Raw genomic sequence first — 21,466 nt, 5'->3', positions numbered from 1 at the left:
GTTTTGTGAAAGTCTTGTAAAATACAAGATATATGCGCGTTACTCAACACCGGCAGTTATAAATAAATTCCTGAACTGATTGATTTTATTTCATTGCCAAAGGGGTATGGCTATTTGCTTTTTTCTGGTTCACTTGGCATCTCAGAATGTTCTTTAATAATATTTTGGACCATTTTATAGTCTTTGTCAGGTCCATAACTCCCCATCGATTTCTTAATAAAGTTTCCTTGTCCATCTACAAACACTTTAAATGGGATACCTTGTACTCCCAACTTTTGATGGAGCTTATTGGAATCCATCAAATAGGTAAAATCATATTCATGCTCATTGGCAAATGATTGTGCATCGTCACGGGTATCAGTAAACCCGGGGGTAACCGCGAACACCACAAACCTGTCGGGATACTTCTCTTCTAATTTTTGCAATGTCGGGAAACTAGCCAGACAAGGTTTACACCATGTTTCCCAAAAGTCGATCATTACGACTTTTCCCTTGTAATCAGATACCGCTACCTCATTGCCTTCCAGATCAGTAAAGGTAGCTTGTTCTACATATTCGGCATCTGTTGTTGGCGTTGTCTGTTCTTTAGAGTTTTTTTCTTTGGTCTCATTCGAAGAGTTGCATCCTACTAGTATACCTAGCAATATTACAAAAAACACATTCTTAAACACTGTTTGTATCATATTTTTATGAACGCTGTAACCTTGTCATTCTAATAGAAGTTAATATAACGTAATTGTTACTAACTTATTAATCTCAAAATTATACTTGGTTTTCTTATCACGATTAAAATGGTGATAAATTCATATTCATATATTCTGACAGGTAGTTAATAACATTTTCTAGATTTATTCGGTTACTATCAATTGTTCCTCCCTTCTGTTGAACTCCATACCAGGATCTGAAAACTGCATTTCGAAACTAGCTTATCCTGCTATACAACCTTGCTAAATAATTTTTTTAGCTTTTGCTTGTTTTAAGATATAATTGTTATATAATTAACCATAGTAACATTAATTAATAAGGCTATTCCTATCTGTATAAAACTATACATGCTCATTTAACACTCACCTTCAGTTCCAACCTTTAATATATCTGCTATGAATAAAAAAGTTATACAATACGCTTTTATGATTGTGTTGCTCTTTAGCACGCATGCAGCAGTAGCACAATTTACCGTCACCGGAACCGTAACAGATGCCGAAAGTGAAGAACCTCTTATCGGGGTAAATATCTTTCATAAAGCCTCTCAAAAAGGTACTACTACTAATATTGATGGCGAGTTCAGTTTAGAACTCCCGGGAGACACAGCTGTTCTTCGTGTCACCTATGTAGGCTATATTACTCAAAAAGTGGAAGTAAGCAGTTCTAACAATCAACTTTCTATTTCACTGGCACCCGACATCGCCAATCTGGAAGAAGTTGTTGTTACCGGTTTGGCTTCTACCGTAAAACGAGAGAACTTAGCAAACGCCGTTACCTCTGTTAGTGCAGAAGAATTGGTGGGAGCTTCACCAAAACAGACTCTGAGCTCCACGCTTTATGGAAAAATACCGGGTGCGAATGTCAGCTCAAATTCCGGTGCACCGGGTGGAGGTATCTCTGTAAAATTACGCGGTGTTACTACTATTAACGGTTCTTCAGAACCACTTTATATTGTGGATGGGGTTTATCTGAATAATGATGCTATTGCCAACGGTTCCAATGCAGTGACAGAAGCAGCAGCCGGCGGTAGTTCTTCGAACCAGGATAACCCTGTAAACAGGGTGGCCGACCTCAATCCTGACGAAATTAAAAGTATTGAAGTACTCAAAGGTGCGTCTGCAGCCGCCATTTACGGGCAACGCGCCTCCGGTGGTGTGGTTATTATTACAACCAAAAGAGGCAGTGGAGGGAAGGCCCAATTTAGTGCTACTCAATCTATTGGCTTTACTACCATCCAGAAAAAGCTGGGACAGCGCCAGTTTACAGAAGCAACTGCTGACTCAGCCTTCGGTCCTAAAGGAAAAGCGCTTTTTAATGAAGCCAAAGCCAACGATCGCTTCCTGGATTATGAAGAACTCATGTATGGACAGGAAGGGGTACTCTCCAAAACCCAGGTAAGCAGCAGTTTTGGAAATGAATCTACTTCAATCTATGTGAGCGGAATGCTTCAAAATGATGAAGGTATTATTGAGACTACCGGATATGAAAAACAATCGATCCGTGCCAATCTGGATCACCAATTTACCGAGAAATTCAACGTCTCCGTTTCATCAAACTATATTCACTCTGAATCGCGACGTGGACTTACCGGTAACGACAATACCGGAACTACTTTTGGAGTTTCGATGGTAGCCACTCCAAATTTTGTTGATTTGCGCCCTCAAAATGGTGTATATCCTGCACATCCTTTTAATACGGCAAACCAACTACAAACAAGAGACCTGTTTTCCAACGTGGAAGATGTCAACCGTATTTTGACTTCCGTTAAGGCTGAATATGACATTCTCCAGGCAGATGGAAATTACCTGACGCTCCAGTTCCAAGGCGGTGTTGACTTTTTTAGTCAAAACAATAAACTCATCTTCCCAAGTGACCTTCAGTTCGAACGCATCAGCGCTCAACCGGGCACCCTGGTAGAAACCAATACCAACAACCTGAATACCAACACATCATTAATGTTGGTTCATACCTACAGCCTTTCCGAAGATATGACACTGGTCTCGCAAGGTGGATATACTTCATTTAATAACGACCAGAACACCATTTCTACTGTTGGTAGAGGTATTTTAGGTACCCAAACCAATGTGGATCAGACTGTAAGTATCACCAATAATCAAAACCGAGTATTCCAGCGAGATCGTGGATTTTTCATCCAGGAAGAGCTTAACTACGATGATACCTATATTGCCACGGTAGGATTACGTGGTGACAAATCGGATCGTAATGGGGCTGTGAATAAGATATTTTATTATCCCAAAGCATCGTTCGCCTGGAATATTTCCAACATGGACTTCTGGGATGGCGATGGCCCAATAGACAATTTAAAATTTCGTACAGCATACGGACAAACAGGAAACCTTTCTACCTTCGGAGCAAAGTTTACTTCGCTGGGCCCGTCTAACATAGGTGGATTGGGGGGAATATTGATCACCAATACACGGGGAACCGATGATATTCAACCTGAGCGCCAGAAAGAACTGGAAGCCGGCTTTGATATCAGTGCATGGGAAGGGACAGCAAACCTAAGCGTTACGTTATACCAGAAAAACATTTCGGAGCTACTTCTACAGCGTGAGCTGGAACCATCTACCGGCTTTAGTTTCGAAAGCTTCAACGGAGGAGGATTACGCAACCGGGGAATTGAAGCCAGCCTGGACCTCACTCCCGTTCGCAGTAACAACCTCAATTGGAACTCCACCTTCAACTTCTCCAAAAATGTCTCCGAGGTAACTGACCTCTCAGTTCCTGCCTTTGATGTAGGTGGTTTCGGAACATCACTGGGTGTTTATCGCATAGAAGAAGGGAAATCAGCTACGCAAATTGTGGGTATTGATCCTGTCAAAGACAGCAACGGTAATTTTAGTGGAGAGATTACTACTAAAAAATTAGGTGATGGTGAGCCCGACTTTCAGCTTTCTTGGTATAATCAACTAAACATACTCAAGAATGTAGACTTCTCCTTTATGCTGCACTGGAAAAAAGGAGGCGACGTTATCAACCTCACCGAACTCCTGTCGGACCTTAATGGTACAACAGCTGATTATGATGATACCGATCTTACCTTTCCCGACTTTGTTAACGAAGCCGGTGGTATTACAGATGATACCAAGAACGGGGTAAAGCGTGCCAGCTTGCTAGGTGTTACTACCCGGCAATTTGTGCAGGACGGATCATACCTCCGCATGCGAGAAATTGGTCTCTATTATAATGTCCCTTCAAAAACGCTAGAAGGTATTAGTTCCGTCTTAAGAGGAATCCGTTTCGGTGTATCTGCAACAAATTTATTTACGATATCGCCCTATCGCAGTTATGATCCCGAGGTTTCCAACTTTGGTAATCAACCCATTGCTCAAGGTATTGAGGTGACCCCTTATCCCTCGACCAAGCAGTATTATTTCCACTTTAATATCGATTTTTAATTTATAAGCATTGACTATTATGAACAATATTAAACATCGTATATCGATCGCTTCCATATTACTGCTTGCCTTGTCATTTGTAAGCTGTAATATCGTCAACATTGAGGATCGTCCGGATCCTAATAACACAGCACTGCAAACGGTAGTCGAAAATCCGAGCCCGTCAGAGATTAATACTCTTATAACGGGTACTGAATCGAGCCTGAGAACGGACCTTCGTATCTATCATATTAACACAGGTATGATAGGCCGGGAGATGTATCGCTTTTTAGCAGCAGAACCCCGTAATACCCAGGTTCTTTTAGGCGGCGGTTCTTCTGAACTGGATGCCGGTTCCTTCTATACCACGCGCCCCTGGGCAGCGTTCTATACCAGTATTCGTAATGCCAATATCCTCATTGAATCAGTAAAAACCATTACTGACAATAATGCAGTAAGTGAAGCACAACGAAACGGTATCTTTGGATTTGCCAAAACCATTAAGGCCTATCAATACCTTATGGCCCTAACGATGCATAACGAGAATGGGATTCGTCAACAAGATCAATCGGACTTCTTCTCTACCGGTCCATTGATGAGCAAAGCTGACAGCTATCAGCTGATTGCTGACCTTCTTGATGAAGCTGCTACGCATCTTTCAAATGCCGGAAGTGAATTCTCTTTCCCTTTGTCGGATGGCTTTGCCGATTTTAACAGTCCTTCCACCTTTTTAGAGTTTAACCAAGCCCTGAGAGCACGGGTTGCCGTGTACCGCGGGAATTTCGACGCTGCTCTGGGCTTTGTCAATAACTCATTTGTGGATGCCAGCGGAGACCTCGAAAATGGTGTATATCATATCTTTTCCACTGCAACTAATGATGTGACTAACCCATTGTTTTCAAATCCGCAATCCGGAGCCGGTGACAGTTACGTAGTTCACCCCTCATTTGTAGCGGATGCCGAAAGTGGAGACAACCGGGTAGTTGGCAATAAAGCCATTTTGCGCGTAGATGATAACGGCGACGTAAACACTGCTAGCCTTGATGGGCTTTCCAGTGATTATGGCCTGTTTGTTTACAAAACCCAAACAGCACCTATGCCTATTATCAGGAATGCTGAGCTGCTGCTTATTCGGGCAGAGGCCAATATTCACGGTAGTTCTCCTGACTTATCAGCTGCTGAAGATGATATCAATGTCATTCGTAATGCAGCGGGATTAGCCGATTACAGTGGCCCACAAACCCAACAAGCACTCGAAGATGAAATGCTTCGTCAACGACGATATGAGCTGTTCTTTGAGGGGCACCGCTGGGTAGACATGCGACGGTATGATCGGTTGGATGAACTACCACTCGACAGAGCCGGTGATAACGTATGGGAATCGTTCCCAATACCGGAAAGTGAAAACCTATAAAATAAATACCTAACATTATTATAAGGCCGGAGCTAACCACTCCGGCCTTTTTTATTTTTACCCCTACCCACTGTTTTTGTATTTTAGCGGCTCATTTTAAGTGACGAATAGATTATCAACCAGATGACATACGATTTTATTATTGTCGGTGCAGGAATTGTGGGGCTTTCAACCGCCTATAAATTATCCGAATCTTTTCCGGAGTTAGATATCTTGGTGCTTGAAAAAGAGGAAGAGGTAGCAGCCCATCAAACCGGGAATAACTCCGGCGTCATCCACTCGGGCATTTATTATAAACCCAACAGCTACCGAGCCAAAAACTGTGTGGAAGGACGTCACCAGCTGGTAGACTTTTGCGAGAAGAACGGCGTTGATTATGAGATATGCGGCAAAGTTATTGTGGCTACCGATGAGGAAGATATCCCGCGCCTAAACGGTATTTTTGAAACCGGCAAAATAAATGGCATTGAAGGGATCAAAAAGATAGGACCTGAAGAGCTCAAAGAGATAGAACCATATGCGGATGGAGTAAAAGCGATCCATGTGCCGTGCTCCGGTATCGTAGACTATATTGGTGTGTGCAAACAGTTGCGAGAGCTTATCGAGGATAAAGGCCATACTGTTGCCTGTGGTAAAGAGGTAAAAAAGATCAATAATTCTGGTGATGACCTTGCCGTAGTTACCAACGATGGTACTTTTAACAGCCGGTATCTTATCAATTGTGCCGGGCTGTACAGCGATCATGTAGCAGAATCAGCAGGCGTCTTTCCCGATATTCAAATTGTACCCTTTCGCGGTGAGTATTTTGAATTGAAGCCGGAAGTCAAACATTTTGTGAATGGCCTTATCTACCCGATGCCGAACCCCGCCTTTCCATTTTTGGGCGTACACTTTACCAAGATGGTTACTGGTGCGGTAGAGTGTGGCCCTAATGCCGTTTTTGCTTTCAAACGTGAAGGCTATGATAAAATCTCTTTTGACTTGGAAGAAACAATTGAAACGCTGAACTTTCCCGGTTTTTGGAATCTCGCCAAAGAGCATTGGAAGATGGGACTGGATGAATGGTATCGTTCGTTCTCGAAACGAGCTTTTGTTAAAGGACTTCAGAAATTGATTCCTGCCATTAAGCCTCAACATCTCAAAAGCTCTCCATCGGGCGTTCGCGCTATGGCTTTAAAACCCAATGGCGAAATTCTCGATGACTTCCATTATGAAGCAACAGAAAATGAAATTCATGTACTCAATGCCCCAAGTCCGGCAGCTACTGCAGGATTAGCTATCGGTGATGAGATTGTAAAACGGGCAGAAAGTTCTTTTTCCCTGTAGAGTTATGACTATGTGATTGAGTAATTAGGTGATTAAGTAACTGAGTTACAGAGTTACTAAGTCCCAAAATCATAGAGCAAGACTTCCTAATTCTTAATTTTAAATTTTCAATTCCTAATTATCCTACATCCTGTATTCTTAATAACACCCTTGTCATACTGAAGTTGTTTCGGCATCTTTGCAGGTATAGCTAAAAAAACTAATTCTATTTCCGCTTTGAAACTTTAGTAAGGCCATATTTATGGAGCAAAACCTGCAGATTGCAACGGATGAACAAACGCGGCGGCTATATGCCACTGATGCATCCAGCTATGAAGAACTACCCCACGGCGTAGCCTTTCCCACCTCTACCCAAGACATTGTTACAATTGTAAAAAGGGCCCGGCAACAGGGACAAAGCATAACGGCGCGTGGGGCAGGTACCAGCTTGGCTGGCCAGACTACCGGCAACGGGCTTGTGATGGATGTGGGGCGCCACATGAATGACATTGTTGCCATCAATCCCCAAAAACAGCAGGCTACCGTACAACCCGGAGTGATACGTGATTCGCTCAACCGGGAGGCCGATAAATTTGATCTGCTTTTTGGTCCCGATACCGCTACCACGAATCGATGTATGCTGGGTGGGATGATCGGCAACAACTCTTGCGGCATATTTTCTATTAAATACAAAACCACGCGGGAGCATATTCTTGAAATTGATGCTGTACTCAGTGACGGGTCAAAAACGACATTCAAACCATTGACCTTAGAAGAACTTGAAGAAAAACAGCGGCTCGATAACCTGGAGGGCGATATTTATCGCGGGATGGTGGATTTAATTCATGAGCATCGCGAAGAGATTCTGGCCAATTATCCGCACCCTGATATTACACGCCGCAATACCGGTTATGCCCTGGACCGCCTGTGTGAGATGCAACCTTTTGTTGACGATGGAAGACCATTTAACATGGCTGAACTGTTATGCGGCAGCGAAGGGACCCTGGCCATGACCGGCTCGGCAACGGTAAACCTGGTGGAAAAGGATCCGGAATCGGTTATTGTGGTCCCTCATTTTTCTTCCATTCGAAAAGCACTTGAAGCTACGGTAGAAGCTGTAAAAATGGATCCGGCGGCGGCCGAACTGGTTGATCATATTATCTTGGATGCTACGAAGGATAATATTGAACAGCGTAAAAATCGGTTCTTTCTAGACGGGGAACCGCACTGCATTCTGATTATACAGTTTGATGGCCAGGACCAACAGGCATTGGTGAAAAAGGCAAAAAAGCTTGCAGATCGATTGAACCAATTGGGACTCAGCAGCTCAACCCCCATCATTACTGATGAAGAGAAAAAAAGGCGCGTTTGGAATCTGCGAAAGGCAGGGCTTGGACTACTGATGGGCTTAGGCTCTAAAGGGAGAACCCCCACTTTTTGTGAGGATACGGCTGTACGGGTGCCCGATCTGCCCGATTATATTGATGAGTTCCAAAAAATTTTGGGCAAGCATGATACCGATTGCGTGTTTTATGCTCATGCCTCGGTTGGAGAGTTACACCTGCGTCCGGTTATTAATCTGCAGGAAGCTGAGGGTATTCAAAAGATGAAAAGTATGGCCGGCGAAATTGCCGAGCTGGTGCGCAGCTACCGCGGCTCCCTTTCCGGCGAACACGGCGATGGGCGCGCGCGTGCACCTTATATTGAAAAAGTGCTGGGCGCTGAGATGATGCCGCTGCTGAAGAAAGTAAAACAGATCTGGGACCCGGATAATATTTTTAATCCCGGTAAAATAACCGACCCCAAACCCCTGGAAGAAGACCTGCGCTATTCACCGGATTATAAACGCCCTGAACCCAATACCCTTTTTAACTGGCGCAAAGAGGGGAGCTTTGGCCATGCCCTTGAACTTTGCAACGGGGCCGGCGTATGCCGGAAGCTGGCCGATAGCGGGGGTACCATGTGTCCCAGCTATATGGCTACCAAAGAGGAGAAGGATACCACCCGTGGACGTGCCAATCTATTTCGCCAGCTTTTTGCCGGCAAAGAACAAGACGCCTTTACTTCTGAAGAACTCAAAGATGCCCTGGATCTGTGCCTGAGCTGCAAGGCCTGTAAAAGTGAATGTCCCGCTAATGTTGATATGGCTCGGATGAAGGCAGAGTTTACCCAGGGCTGGCACGAAGAGCACGGTATTGGGCTGGATGAACGATTTTTTGGTCAGGCTGCACAACTGTACCCCTTAGCAAGCCTTGTACCATCGATCTCTAATTGGTTCATGAAACAGCCTGTTATTAAAGAACTGCTTGAACATTTTTTGGGGATCGATAAACGTCGCGACCTGCCGGCCTTTGCCTCTCAAACGTTTATGGACTGGTTTAGCACTCGTCCGACGGCAAATTCAGCCGCCGGACGAGAGGTTGTACTCCTCATCGATATTTTTACAAACTACCATGAGCCTGAAGTGGGCAAATCAGCGGTTCGCTTCCTGGAACAGCTGGACTACCGGGTCCATGTACCGGACTTTCATGAAGTAGGGCGTCCCCAGATATCCAAGGGAATGTTGGGGCATGCCAAAAAGATCCTCAATACCAACCTGCCCAGGCTCACGGCATTTGCTGAAGAGGAGACCCCTATTATCGGGCTTGAGCCCTCAGAAATACTAACCCTGCGTGATGAATATCTCGACCTGTGTGACGATGACCAGCTGACACAGGCAAAAAAAGTGGCCGATCATACTTTCACTTTTGAAGCATTTGCTGCGCAAGCGCTAGCAGACAATACGCCGAATGCTCCCGACGAAGTAGGACAACAAGTATATATACATGGACACTGCCATCAGAAATCGTTAGTAGGACATAAGGAGATAAAAAGATTGCTTACCCTTCGCGGCTATAATCCCACCGTACTAGATACCGGTTGTTGCGGCATGGCGGGCAGTTTTGGCTATGAGAAGAATCACTATAACGTTTCTATGGATATTGGCCGGCAACGGCTGTTCCCAGCCCTAAGGAATCTGCCGGAAGATGCCCTCATCTGCGCCCCGGGTTTTTCGTGTCGTCATCAAATTAAAGACGGAACTGGCAAGCAAGCATTACATCCGGCACAGCTTTTAGATTTAGATACTAAGTAAAGAAGTAATTCTTAGAATTTTGTAGGCAAAAATGTAATGCTAATTCAAATTGTTATTGCAGGGGCAAATACATTATGCCCCCTGACTTTGGGTTCCGCTGCCAGCCCTATTGTAACTCTATCCACAGAGAGACTTTTATTGGCATATTATACAAGTCTAATTTAACCCCAAAGCTTTCTACCTAGCATTGAGAACTTGCTCGTTAAGAAATCCAGAACAGTCAGTATCAAAGGCCATTTTCGATCCGCCCAAGGGGAGAACAAAACCCTATTTCAGATCAGAGATGACCGTACACATCGGATAGCACCTATCATTCCGACGCAGAGCATCGGAACGAGATAAGGGTGGGTCAGCAAAGCACTAACGGGAGGCTCGCGCAGTACGTGAAATGGGCGTGGTCATCCTCCGTCACTACGTTAAAACTTCGAAGCGCATAGCTGTACCTCCTTCGGTTTATGCTACCGACCCTTTCATCGACAGAGCCACAAGGAGGAATTTTTCTTGTTTTTTAGATCCTAAGCGAGCCCAATGCTGGAGATCTTTCAAACACTTATAATTTTGCTAAAACAATGACAAGAAAATATCCCCACCACAGGCAACCCCAGGCATAAAAGACCTGTATAGACTATATGAAAACGATATCTAATTAATAATTTTGTGAGGTCTTGTTATGCCTATTCGCAACCCTCAAAATATTGTGTCAAGCATTGTTATATCGCTCCTTTTTATTTTTGCAGGATGCGGTAATTCAACTACTAATTCTGACGACGGTAATAAGTCTACCAGTTTTAATAGCGGCTCCATTGCACCGGGGGGAATCATTTAGTTACACATTTACAGAGGAGGGAACTGTGGAATATTACTGCACCATTCATACTCCCGATATGCAAGGTAAAATTACAGTAAGCAGTAATGTAGTATCAGTAGATCAGGATACCGTCAGTATGGAAAATGATCAGTTTGTCCCTGAGAACCTGGAAGTAGCACCCAATACTACCGTTGTGTGGATTAATAATCAGGATCATAATCATGATATTGAAACTGGCAATCCCTCAAGTGACGGGGATGGCGATCCGTACTAAATATTAGCACTACCTATATGTTGCCTGTTACCATTTGGCACGGTAGGTACCGTATTAATTTATTACTTACAGCTTTCTGTATAACTAGTGCTATTTTCTATCAGGGGACTGTACTCTATCCTTGTCTAAAAGATAATAGAAGGCAACTAAGGCAAGTCCTCCTATTATTGCAGTGAAAATTTGTATCTCACCACCAAAGTACTCTTTGAATAGGCTGTTTATTGTGATGAATAGGAAAAAGAAAACCAGAAAAACGAAACTTAGTCGTAGTTTTTTGCCAGAGCCTATTATGCTAGAACTCATAATACCGATTTTCTCATTATTAGTAAGATCCGTTAGCAGATTATGATAATATTTGGTTTGGAAGATTTCAAAAATATAGCATTATCTAAGTTCCTAGGATAGGGTTACGTAGAATGTGCAACTATCCATTTTGTGGATGTAACGAGTTCTTACATGACATGTTCAGAATTAAGTCAAAGATTTTATGATGGTAATCTGGAACAGGTCTATGGAATTTTAGGATTTTACAGATCGTAAGTTACACCTCATTTAAAGCTTGTGTGATAGCTTGCAATGAATCTTTAGCATCTCCAAAGAACATCTGATTTGATTCTTTGTAGAACAGTGGGTTATCGATTCCTGCAAAACCGGGACTCAGACTTCGTTTAAACACAATGGTGCGTTCCGCATCATCAACATTCATAATAGGCATACCGTAGATGGGGCTGCCGGGTTCGGTTTTTGCGGTGGGATTGACCACATCGTTAGCCCCGATAATCAGTACTACATCAGTTGATTTGAAATCCGGGTTAATCTGTTCCATATCGTATAGCTGGTCGTATGGGACATCAGCCTCAGCCAAGAGAACATTCATATGCCCGGGCATACGTCCGGCTACCGGGTGAATACCGTACTTCACCTCTACGCCTTTCTTCTCCAGTTTGTCAGCCACTTCCTTAAGTACATGCTGTGCTTGTGCTACGGCCAAACCATATCCGGGTACTATGATGACCTTATTAGCATAAATGCATTGAATAGCTACATCATCAGCAGTTGTCTCCCGAACTGTTTTGTCGGTATCAGCAGCAGGTCCGCTCTCTGATGAGTCGTTGCCGCCGAATGCTCCAAAAAGCACGTTGCCCAGGCTACGGTTCATCGCATTACACATGATATTGGTGAGGATAAGTCCCGCAGCGCCAACCAGGGCCCCACTGATAATGAGCAGGTTGTTGTTGATGACAAAGCCGGCCATTGAAGCCGCCAGTCCGGAGTAGGAGTTAAGCAACGAAATAACAACGGGCATGTCAGCACCGCCAATAGGCATAACGGTGAGTATCCCCAATAGTAGAGCAATACCGAAGATTAACCAGAATGCCAGTTGGCTGGAGGGGTCATAAGTTAGCCATCCTACTAGAACCAGGGTGCCAACAGTTAACAAAGCATTAAAAATATTTTGCCCGGGAAAGGTAACCGGGTTCCCGCTTATGAAGCCTTTAAGTTTCCCAAAAGCAATAAAGCTACCGGTGAATGTAATGGAGCCGATTAAAATACTGAGACCAATGGTTACAAGATCTTGGCCGGCAAGCATTGTGGGGGCGCCAATGCGTACAAACTCGCCCCAGGCAACAAGGGCAGAAGCCCCACCGCCAAAGCCGTTAAAGATCGCTACCATCTCAGGCATGGCGGTCATTTCTACCTTCTTAGCTGCAAAGGCTCCAATGGCTGAACCCACAACGATGCCTGCTATGATAAGTTCATATGAAATAATCTGTTGATCAAAAAGGGTGACAATAACCCCGATAAACATTCCCAGGGCGGCCAATTGATTTCCTGAACGGGCGGTAGCCGGCGAGCCAAGTCGTTTGATCCCCATAATAAATACCCCTGTAGCCAAGAGGTAAACAAGTTGAATGATGTTGGGCAGTACCGCTTGCACTGAGGGTGGTAGAAAATTACTCATCGTTTTTATCTTTTTTCTTGAACATTTCCAGCATGCGGTCGGTTACCATAAAGCCACCAACAACGTTAATAGTTGCGAAAACTATTGCCATGAAGCCGATAATTTGGGCGAACTCTTGGTCAACTTGTCCTGCAATCACCAAGGCTCCAATGATAGTAATTCCCGAAATGGCATTAGCCCCCGACATTAGCGGGGTGTGTAAGGTGGGAGGCACTTTTGAGATGAGCTCAAAGCCCACAAAAGAAGCCAGCACAAAAATAAAGAGATTAAATATTAATCCGGACATGGTAATTATTAATTAGGGATTAAGAATTTAAAATTTAGAGTTAGAAATGTTTTTGCTGACCAATTTCTAATTCCTCATTTTAAACTTCTAATTGTTTTTTAGCATGGGGCTAATAATTTCACCCTGATGTGTTATGGTTGTGTTGAGCGTAATTTCATCTTCGAAGTCGAATGTCGGTTCCCCATCTTCCAGCAAGTGATTTAGCAGGGCCATCATATTCTTAGAGTACATCTGGCTGGCATGATAAGCAAGCATGCTCGGGATGTTGAGCGGTCCAACGATATTTACTTCATTAATCGATTGAGTTGTACCTGCTTCGGTGAGTTCGCAGTTGCCGCCCTGTTCTGCAGCCAAGTCAACAATAACAGCCCCGGCGTGCATATCTTGTACCATTTCTTTGGTAATAAGTAGAGGTGCGGGCTTACCCGGAATAAGAGCAGTTGTAATTATTATATCTGATTTCTTGGCATGTTCATGGATAACCTGTCGCTGCCGTTCCTGCTCATCCTCAGCCAGCTCTTTGGCATACCCACCTTCGGTTTCCGATTCTTCATCAAGGTCCGGAACTTCAACAAAGGTTGCCCCCAGGCTTTCAACCTGCTCTTTAACGGTTGGACGTATATCAAAAGCTTCTACCACCGCTCCCAGGCGTTTTGCGGTAGCAATAGCTTGTAGGCCAGCGACTCCGGCTCCAAGCACCAAGACTTTGGCCGGGGCGATAGTGCCGGCTGCCGTCATCATCATCGGCATGTAACGATCCAGCTTATTAGCTCCCATAAGTGCGGCCTTGTAGCCTGCTATAGAACTCATCGAGGAAAGGGCATCCATATTTTGGGCCCGAGAAATTCGCGGTATCGCATCCATCCCCAGAGCGGTAATCTCTTTTTCTTTGAGCAGATTAACGGTTTCCTCATTTTGCAGTGCCCACAGAAAGCAGATTAAAATACTGCCTGCTTTCATCTGTCCAAGGTCTTTTTGCGGGGGCGTTTGAATGCTTATTAGAATGTCAGCCTCGCTAAAGAGTTCATTACGATCAGAAACAATAGAAGCACCCGCCTCTTGGTAAGTTTCATCAAGGTAGTTTGCAGGCATTCCCGCAGCTGTTTCAATACGGATGTCTAAGCCCTTGTCACTTAGTTTACCTACAGTTTCAGGGGTTAGGGCAACCCTTTTTTCACGCTCGCCTAGTTCTTTTGGAATAGCTAAAATCACGGTAATCACCAACAATTTTAAGTTAAAGCATAACTTATCGAAAACTTACAGTATTGCAAATGAAATAATGAAGTAAGATTTGAGGAGGTTATGCTGTCATTATTGTGCAGTACATAGAGTAATCGAATCGATTACTCTTATAAAGCCAATAGAAAATTTCGACTCAATCCTTTGAGCTAAATTTTGTACCTTTTGATCGAACAATCTGAAAACCTTTTTGAATAGTACTAATGGAAGATATTGTTGGAAAAACATTTGATGTAATTATCGTTGGAAGTGGCCCCGCGGGGTTAACGGCAGCCTTATATGCTGCGCGTGCTGATTTGAATCCGCTTGTTTTTGAAGGGCCGGAACCCGGTGGGCAGTTAATGCAAACAACAGATGTAGAAAACTACCCCGGCTATCCTGAAGGAGTAATGGGTCCCCAGATGATGCAAGACTTTAGAGCCCAGGCCGAACGCTTTGGAGCCGATTGCCGCTATGGAATGGTAACCGACATTGAATTTGACGGACGCCCGTATAAGCTCGAAGTAGATGAAGAGACAGAGGTCTTTGCAAAGACTATTATCGTTTCAACGGGGGCATCAGCCAAATGGTTGGGACTCGAAAGCGAGCAGGAAATGAGGGGTAAAGGAGTATCGGCCTGTGCAACCTGTGATGGTGCTTTCTTCCGAGATGAACATGTTATTGTAGTGGGAGGCGGTGATACCGCGATGGAGGAGGCAACCTTCCTCACGAAGTTTGCCAGTAAGGTTACGGTGTTACATCGTCGTCAAGAGTTGCGTGCTTCTAAGGCAATGCAGAATCGGGCATTTAATGACGATAAAATTGAGTTTATGTGGGATACTGAGCTCAAAGAAGTACTTGGTGAAGAGGCAGTTGACGGGGTAAAAGTTGTCAATAACGAGACCAAGGAAGTAACAACACTCGATGATGTAACTGGGGTCTTTATTGCAATTGGGCACAAGCCCAATACCGATCTGTTCAAAGGCGTACTTGAGATGGATGATGTGGGCTATATTATTACAAAAGGGCAGTCCACAGAAACCGGTCTTCCCGGGATATTTGCCTGCGGCGATGCCATGGACCCTGTCTACCGGCAGGCAGTAACAGCAGCCGGAACAGGATGTCGGGCAGCTCTGGACGCCGAACGCTTTTTGGCTCATGCTGATGTTGAGGAAGAAAAAGCAGTAGCTGAGTAAAACATTGGGTAACAGTGACCAATGTTAACATGCAGTGTTTGGCTTGTTAATTATTGGTCACTGTCATCTTTCCCTACCGTTTTATCGTTTTGGTCCTCTGAGTCATTCCTATCTTTTTTCTTTTCTTCATTTTCCTCTTCTTCATCTCTGATCTCAACAAAGTCTGCTTCTACTTCATATTCATCTTCTTCCGTTTCTGCATTCGGATAACGTTCAACTATGACCTTCACGTCATTGGAAAAGAGTACGAACATGCTGATAGCCGATACTATCGGTGCAATTGATGTTAAGAGAGCAGCTCCGCCTATTCCTACCGTCAGTTGCGACTGAAACAGGATTTTGCCGTCTTTGTTTTTAATAAGGATACGACGGGCGTTTCCTTTTTTAATAAGTTTTTTAACTTGGGAGATGATTTCTGAAACCGTTCCTTTTATCTCTTCTGTAAATGTTTTTCGTGATTTTTTTGAAGCTTCCATAATCTGCTCGTCCGTTTTTATTACAAATAATTTGGGCTTAATAATATGCCATTTTTGTAAGGAATCATTTGCTGTAGGGTCTTACTACGTTAATGACTAAAAAAAGATTCATCAGGAGAATATTATGTTATCACGTGTTTATTGCGCTTCTACAATTGGGGTTGATGCTCGTCTTATTGAGGTTGAGATACATATGTCTCCCGGGGGTATGCCGAAGTATTTTCTAGTGGGCTTGCCCGACCGGGCGGTAAGCGAATCCAGTGACCGCATTGAAGCAGCACTCAAAAACTCCAATGCAAAATTTCCCGGCGGACGTGTTACTGTGAACCTGGCACCGGCCGATCTGCCGAAAGAGGGAAGTGCTTTTGATCTGCCTATAGCTGTGACCTTGCTTGATGTATCGGGTCAAATTCAAACGAACAAACTTAAGGAAACGCTCATATTGGGCGAGTTGGCTTTGGACGGTAAGTTGCGTGCTGTTAAAGGAGTGCTGCCTATGGCCGTAGAAGCGCGAAAGAAAGATTTGCAAAATGTAGTTGTTCCTGCCGAGAATGGTCCAGAAGCTGCCGTGGTTGATGGTATTGATGTATATGCATTTTCTCATCTGACGGAAGTCATGGAGTGGCTAAAGGATGGTAATACGCATATGCCTCTGGATGTGGATGTAAAAAAGATGTTTAGCAGAAATGGGGAGGGGGAAATTTTGGACTTTAGCGATGTACGGGGACAGCAAAATGTTAAGCGGGCGCTGGAAGTCGCTGCAGCAGGAGGGCATAATGTAATTATGGTAGGGCCACCCGGTTCCGGAAAAACGATGATGGCTCGTCGTCTTCCCACAATATTGCCTCCTCTTACATTGGATGAAGCACTAGAGACAACAAAAATACACTCGGTCGCCGGTTTGTTGCCCGGTGGTGAAGCATTGGTAACACAACGTCCATTTCGCTCACCGCACCATACAGTATCCGATGTTGCGTTGGTAGGGGGCGGAAGCATTCCGATGCCGGGAGAAATATCAATGGCACATAACGGAGTTTTGTTTCTGGATGAGTTGCCGGAATTCAAACGCAGTGCGCTGGAGGTCATGCGTCAACCTCTCGAAGATGGCAGTGTAAGTATTTCGCGTGCTCGTATGAGTGTAAGCTATCCCAGCCGTATTATGTTGGTTGCCTCCATGAATCCTTCACCAACCGGGGATTGGTATGATCCTGCTGATCCGGGTGGGGCGTCTCCGGCTCAAATGCAGCGATATTTGAGTAAGATCAGTGGTCCCATGCTCGATCGTATCGATCTGCATATAGAAGTACAAAAAGTGAGCTACGAAGAACTATCGAGCAAATCCAAGGGAGAGCCCTCAGCCTCAATTCGCCAGCGAGTTATAGAAGCTCGTAAAGTACAGACCCATCGTTTTGAAGGTATCGAGAGTGTGTATTGTAATGCACAAATGAGTACAAAAATGTCGCGGAAAGTTTGTGTACTGGATGATGCGAGCGCACAGATGTTAAAAAAAGCTATTACTTCTTTGGGGTTATCGGCCCGGGCGTACGACCGGATTCTCAAAGTTTCTCGCACAATTGCCGATCTCGAAGGGGCATCAGATATTACTCCAAATCATATTGCAGAAGCCATTCAATACCGTAGTCTGGACCGAGAAGGGTGGTTGGGGTAACTGTAGTACTAGTAATGGAGTGGTGGTTTCCCGTTACTAGTAAGAGGGATCCCCCCCCCCTAACAATAGAATTAGGTAAAAATAACTTGAAGTACTATTCAATAATTGCTATACATAGGTGTACTGAAATGAAATGGGACTTTTGATGTAAAGGCTTTGGTTAATTATGCTACGCAAAATGGACCTTCTGCGTGAATACCTTATCATTAAACCCTATTTTCTGATACACTTGTAAAAAATATTAGGATCTAAGAACAAATTGCTTTGCCTGGATAAGTTTTGTGTTTATTTCGGGCTCCAAGTAATAGAGCTCTGTACTAATACGGGATGGTTTTAATTTTACTACGTCTGTTATAATTATAGGTGTGGTGTTTCGTATCCATTCCAGAGCTCTCTAAAACACAGTAATATTTCATCAAAACATCTAATCAACATGAGGTTAACTATGTTAAAAAAGTTACTTTTAATGGTAATAGTATGTCTTGTTTCTACTGGTTTTGCTTTTGGGCAAACTGGTACGCTAACAGGTACAGTTACCGATGCTAGTACAGGTGAATCCTTACCTGGAGTAAATATTTATATTTTAGATATTGAACGAGGTACTGCCACAGGCCCTGAAGGTCAGTTTACGATCGAAGACATTGAGTATGGAACATATACAGTCCGTGCTACTTATGTCGGGTATCAAACGTATAAGCAACAGGTTACTATTGATCAGGCAGATGTTAAATTAAATATATCAATTGGACAGAGTACGCAACAGCTAGAAGATGTTGTGGTTACGGCCTTAGGAATCGAACGTAAAGAGAAGTCCTTGGGATATTCTGTTCAAAAAATAAGTGGAGAGGACGTAAGTAAAGTTCGAGAAACGAACTTTGTTTCTTCTTTAACTGGAAAAGTCGCTGGAGCTAATATTTCTAACTCCAGTACAATGGGAGGTTCTTCCCGTATTGTAATTCGTGGTGCTAAGTCCGTTGCGGGTAATAACCAGCCATTGTTTGTTGTTGACGGGGTTCCTATCAATAATTCTAATTTCACTTCAACTGCACAACAAAGTGGTGGTGGTGGATATGATTATGGTAATGCTGCCCAGATAATAAACCCCAATAACATTGCATCTGTATCAGTTCTTAAGGGACCCAGTGCATCAGCATTATACGGGTCAAGAGCTGCCAATGGAGTTATACAAATTACTACAAAAGATGGTAGCCTAACTGAAGGTATCGGTATTACGGTTAATTCTGGAGTCAAGGTTAAAAAAGTTTATGGGTTGCCTGACTATCAGAATGAATATGGTGGAGGAGGTCAAGGACCTTTCAAAATGAATAGCCAAGGTCAACTTGTACCTGATTATGCAACTGATACTTCTTGGGGACCACCACTTGATGGACGGATGGTTCGTGAGTGGTTTAGTTATGATGATGTGGATGGAAAAATGGGTGAAACAACACCATGGGATGCGCATCCAGATAATATTAAAAACTTCTTTAATACTGGTATAGAGAATAATAATAATATTTCACTTTATAATGGTACAGATACCTATAATTATCGCATTTCTCTTACAAATGTGAATAATGAAGGGATTTTGCCTAACAGTAGTATGCAGCGTAATGAGGTTAGTTTTAATGGGTCACTAAAATTAACTGATAAGCTAACGACTTCAATTTCCACGAACTATGTATATTCGAAGGCTGAAGGGCGCGTAGGAACTGGTTACAATAGTGGTAATACATTAAATCCAATGCTTCAGTTTAATCATTTTGGCCAGCGTCAAATTGATTTAAGTGAAGGTAGCCCAATGCGTAATTTAACACGGCCTGATGGTACGCAACGTACATGGAACTGGGCAGATCCGGTTGCTGGTACTATAAATTATGCTGATAATCCTTTTTGGCTCAGAGAAAAAAACTATCAGGATGATGATAAGCAACGTATCTATGGAAATTTCACGGCGTCATATGATTTTAACTCTAACTTAAATTTAGAGACTAAATTATTGACGGATTTTTATACCAGTAGACGGGGAGAACGAGTTGCTGTATATTCCTCTGCTACTTCCAGGTATAGCGAAGGTATACGTGAAGTGCAGGAGACAAACTCTAGAACTACCTTGACCTATACAGGGTCTCTAAATGAGGATATTTCTTTAGATGCTTTTGTAGCAGGAAATATACGATATAATCAGTATAACCGGAATATTGGGCAGACTCAGGGTGGATTAAGTGCCCCCGGTATTTATAGTCTTGAAAATTCAATAGACCGCCCAGATATTGATGACCATAACCAAGAATCAATGGTTTATAGTTTGATTAGCAGTGCTAGTTTAGGCTATAAAGAGATGTTATACTTGGACGGGACACTTAGGAATGACTGGTCCTCAACGCTTCCAGAGGATAACAATTCATATTTGTATCCCTCAATAACAGGTAGTTTAGTATTTTCTGAACTAGGAATATTTGAAGATCAGGATATTCTATCTTACGGAAAACTAAGAATAGGTTATGCCAAGGTGGGTAGTGATACTAGTCCTTATAGGTTAAAAAATACCTATCCATTTAGCACTCCATTTGGTAGTTCACCCCAACTTTCAGTAAGTAATACGTTAAATAACTCTAACTTAAAGCCTGAAACAACATACTCTTGGGAGGTTGGAACAGAATTATCGTTCTTTAATAACCGACTGGGCTTAGATGTAACACTATATAAAGACAACACAGAGGATCAGATTCTTGCAGTAGATGTATCTCCTGCAAGTGGTAGTAATAGCCAGTTAATTAACGCCGGAGAGATCGAGAATAAAGGAGTTGAGGTTATGCTGGATGGTACTCCTGTTCAAACGAAAAACTTTCAATGGGATGTAACTGTAAATTGGTCTAAAAACAAGAACAAGGTTGTTCAATTTGCAGGAGATATTTCAAATTATCGTTTGGCTAATGCTCCTTTTGGCCTTTCAATAAATGCTAGAGAAGGTGAACCTTATGGGGCATTTGTAGGTACTGATTATGTATATGATGGAAATGGAAACAAAGTCATAGCTCCTAACGGAAACTATAAGCAGGCTTCGGACCAATCAGTATTAGGCTCATATGTGCCAGACTGGACTGGTGGGCTTTCTACTTCAATATCATATAAAGGACTTTCTGCAAGTATAACCTTTAACGGTCAGAAAGGTGGAGATGTCTATTCAGTAAGCAACCTATGGGGTAAATACAGTGGAATGTTTGCTGCTACAGCAGAAAATGATGTTCGTGAGCTAGGCGTTGTTCCCCAAGGCGTTGATGCTAATGGAAATGCTTGGACAAAAGAAGTTCCTGCTGTTGATTTTTTCCAATCCTTTTACGGGTTAGAAGCAGCATTCGTTTACGATGCTAGTTATATCAAAATTCAAGAAGCAACAGTCGGTTATGATCTGCCAAGAAAATGGTTGAGTAGTTTGCCAATACGCAGCTTGCGTGTCTCTTTGGTAGGGCGTAACCTTGCTATGCTTTTCAAAAATGCACCTAATATAGATCCATCTATTGCGATAAGTGCCGGTAATGTTCAAGGAGTGGAAGCAGGACAGATTCCACCGCAAAGAACACTTGGTTTTAATATTAGCATGGATTTATAAAAATATTG

The 21,466-nt window shown here is 43.3% G+C and carries 14 protein-coding genes; 9 read left to right on the top strand and 5 right to left on the bottom strand.

The window, feature by feature from the left end; translation table 11 throughout:
- Positions 1-110: 110 nt before the first annotated feature.
- Positions 111-644, bottom strand: a complete 534-nt coding sequence (locus G3569_RS14555; RefSeq protein ID WP_205720223.1) for a TlpA family protein disulfide reductase — start codon at positions 642-644, stop codon at positions 111-113.
- Positions 645-1,100: 456 nt separating this feature from the next.
- Here G3569_RS14555 and G3569_RS14550 point away from each other — a divergent pair, with 456 nt between their 5' ends.
- The 6 genes from G3569_RS14550 to G3569_RS14530 all read left to right on the top strand — a co-directional run bounded on the left by G3569_RS14550 (position 1,101) and on the right by G3569_RS14530 (position 11,037).
- The gene (locus G3569_RS14550) at positions 1,101-4,124 is read left to right on the top strand and encodes a SusC/RagA family TonB-linked outer membrane protein (RefSeq protein WP_165270468.1); all 3,024 of its coding nucleotides are present in this window, start codon (positions 1,101-1,103) and stop codon (positions 4,122-4,124) included.
- Positions 4,125-4,143: 19 nt separating this feature from the next.
- Positions 4,144-5,517, top strand: coding sequence for a RagB/SusD family nutrient uptake outer membrane protein (locus G3569_RS14545; RefSeq protein WP_165270466.1), 1,374 nt, complete (start codon positions 4,144-4,146; stop codon positions 5,515-5,517).
- 123 nt (positions 5,518-5,640) lie between these two features.
- Complete coding sequence (gene lhgO, locus G3569_RS14540; protein WP_165270464.1) at positions 5,641-6,843, top strand: L-2-hydroxyglutarate oxidase; 1,203 nt, start codon at positions 5,641-5,643, stop codon at positions 6,841-6,843.
- Positions 6,844-7,084: 241 nt separating this feature from the next.
- Complete coding sequence (locus G3569_RS14535) at positions 7,085-9,955, top strand: FAD-binding and (Fe-S)-binding domain-containing protein (protein ID WP_165270462.1); 2,871 nt, start codon at positions 7,085-7,087, stop codon at positions 9,953-9,955.
- Between the two features lie 670 nt (positions 9,956-10,625).
- Positions 10,626-10,781: a hypothetical protein gene (locus G3569_RS18640; protein ID WP_240894736.1), complete on the top strand. Its 156-nt coding sequence runs from the start codon at positions 10,626-10,628 to the stop codon at positions 10,779-10,781.
- A 25-nt stretch (positions 10,782-10,806) separates the two neighbouring features.
- Positions 10,807-11,037 carry a cupredoxin domain-containing protein gene (locus G3569_RS14530; RefSeq protein WP_350356568.1) on the top strand — a complete coding sequence of 77 codons (231 nt, stop codon included), beginning with the start codon at positions 10,807-10,809 and terminating at the stop codon, positions 11,035-11,037.
- Between the two features lie 541 nt (positions 11,038-11,578).
- Here the strand turns inward: G3569_RS14530 and G3569_RS14525 are convergent.
- The 3 genes from G3569_RS14525 to G3569_RS14515 form a co-directional block, all read right to left on the bottom strand.
- Positions 11,579-13,000: an NAD(P)(+) transhydrogenase (Re/Si-specific) subunit beta gene (locus G3569_RS14525; protein ID WP_165270458.1), complete on the bottom strand. Its 1,422-nt coding sequence runs from the start codon at positions 12,998-13,000 to the stop codon at positions 11,579-11,581.
- On the bottom strand, positions 12,993-13,286 hold the full coding sequence (locus tag G3569_RS14520) for an NAD(P) transhydrogenase subunit alpha part 2 (RefSeq protein ID WP_165270456.1): 294 nt from the start codon (positions 13,284-13,286) through the stop codon (positions 12,993-12,995). The genes G3569_RS14525 and G3569_RS14520 overlap by 8 nt, the downstream gene beginning before the upstream one ends.
- 87 nt (positions 13,287-13,373) lie before the next feature.
- Positions 13,374-14,498 carry a Re/Si-specific NAD(P)(+) transhydrogenase subunit alpha gene (locus G3569_RS14515; RefSeq protein ID WP_165270488.1) on the bottom strand — a complete coding sequence of 375 codons (1,125 nt, stop codon included), beginning with the start codon at positions 14,496-14,498 and terminating at the stop codon, positions 13,374-13,376.
- 230 nt (positions 14,499-14,728) lie between these two features.
- Here G3569_RS14515 and trxB point away from each other — a divergent pair, with 230 nt between their 5' ends.
- Entirely contained in the window at positions 14,729-15,700 is a 972-nt protein-coding gene (trxB, locus tag G3569_RS14510; RefSeq protein ID WP_165270454.1) for a thioredoxin-disulfide reductase, read from the top strand.
- A gap of 50 nt (positions 15,701-15,750) precedes the next feature.
- On the opposite strand, the gene G3569_RS14505 is transcribed toward trxB, so the two are convergent.
- On the bottom strand, positions 15,751-16,176 hold the full coding sequence (locus G3569_RS14505) for a DUF4342 domain-containing protein (protein WP_165270452.1): 426 nt from the start codon (positions 16,174-16,176) through the stop codon (positions 15,751-15,753).
- 124 nt (positions 16,177-16,300) lie between these two features.
- Between G3569_RS14505 and G3569_RS14500 the strand changes: the two genes are divergently transcribed.
- Positions 16,301-17,845 (top strand): YifB family Mg chelatase-like AAA ATPase, encoded by a 1,545-nt coding sequence (locus G3569_RS14500; protein WP_165270450.1) that lies wholly within the window; start codon positions 16,301-16,303, stop codon positions 17,843-17,845.
- Positions 17,846-18,290: 445 nt separating this feature from the next.
- The gene (locus tag G3569_RS14495; RefSeq protein ID WP_165270448.1) at positions 18,291-21,458 is read left to right on the top strand and encodes a SusC/RagA family TonB-linked outer membrane protein; all 3,168 of its coding nucleotides are present in this window, start codon (positions 18,291-18,293) and stop codon (positions 21,456-21,458) included.
- Positions 21,459-21,466: the final 8 nt, after the last annotated feature.

Origin of the sequence: Fodinibius halophilus (assembly GCF_011059105.1) — a bacterium.
In the GTDB taxonomy this organism is placed as follows: Bacteria; Bacteroidota; Rhodothermia; order Balneolales; family Balneolaceae; genus Fodinibius; species Fodinibius halophilus.
Note: the sequence above shows the minus strand (reverse complement) of the source record. Positions and strands in the feature narration are given on the sequence as shown.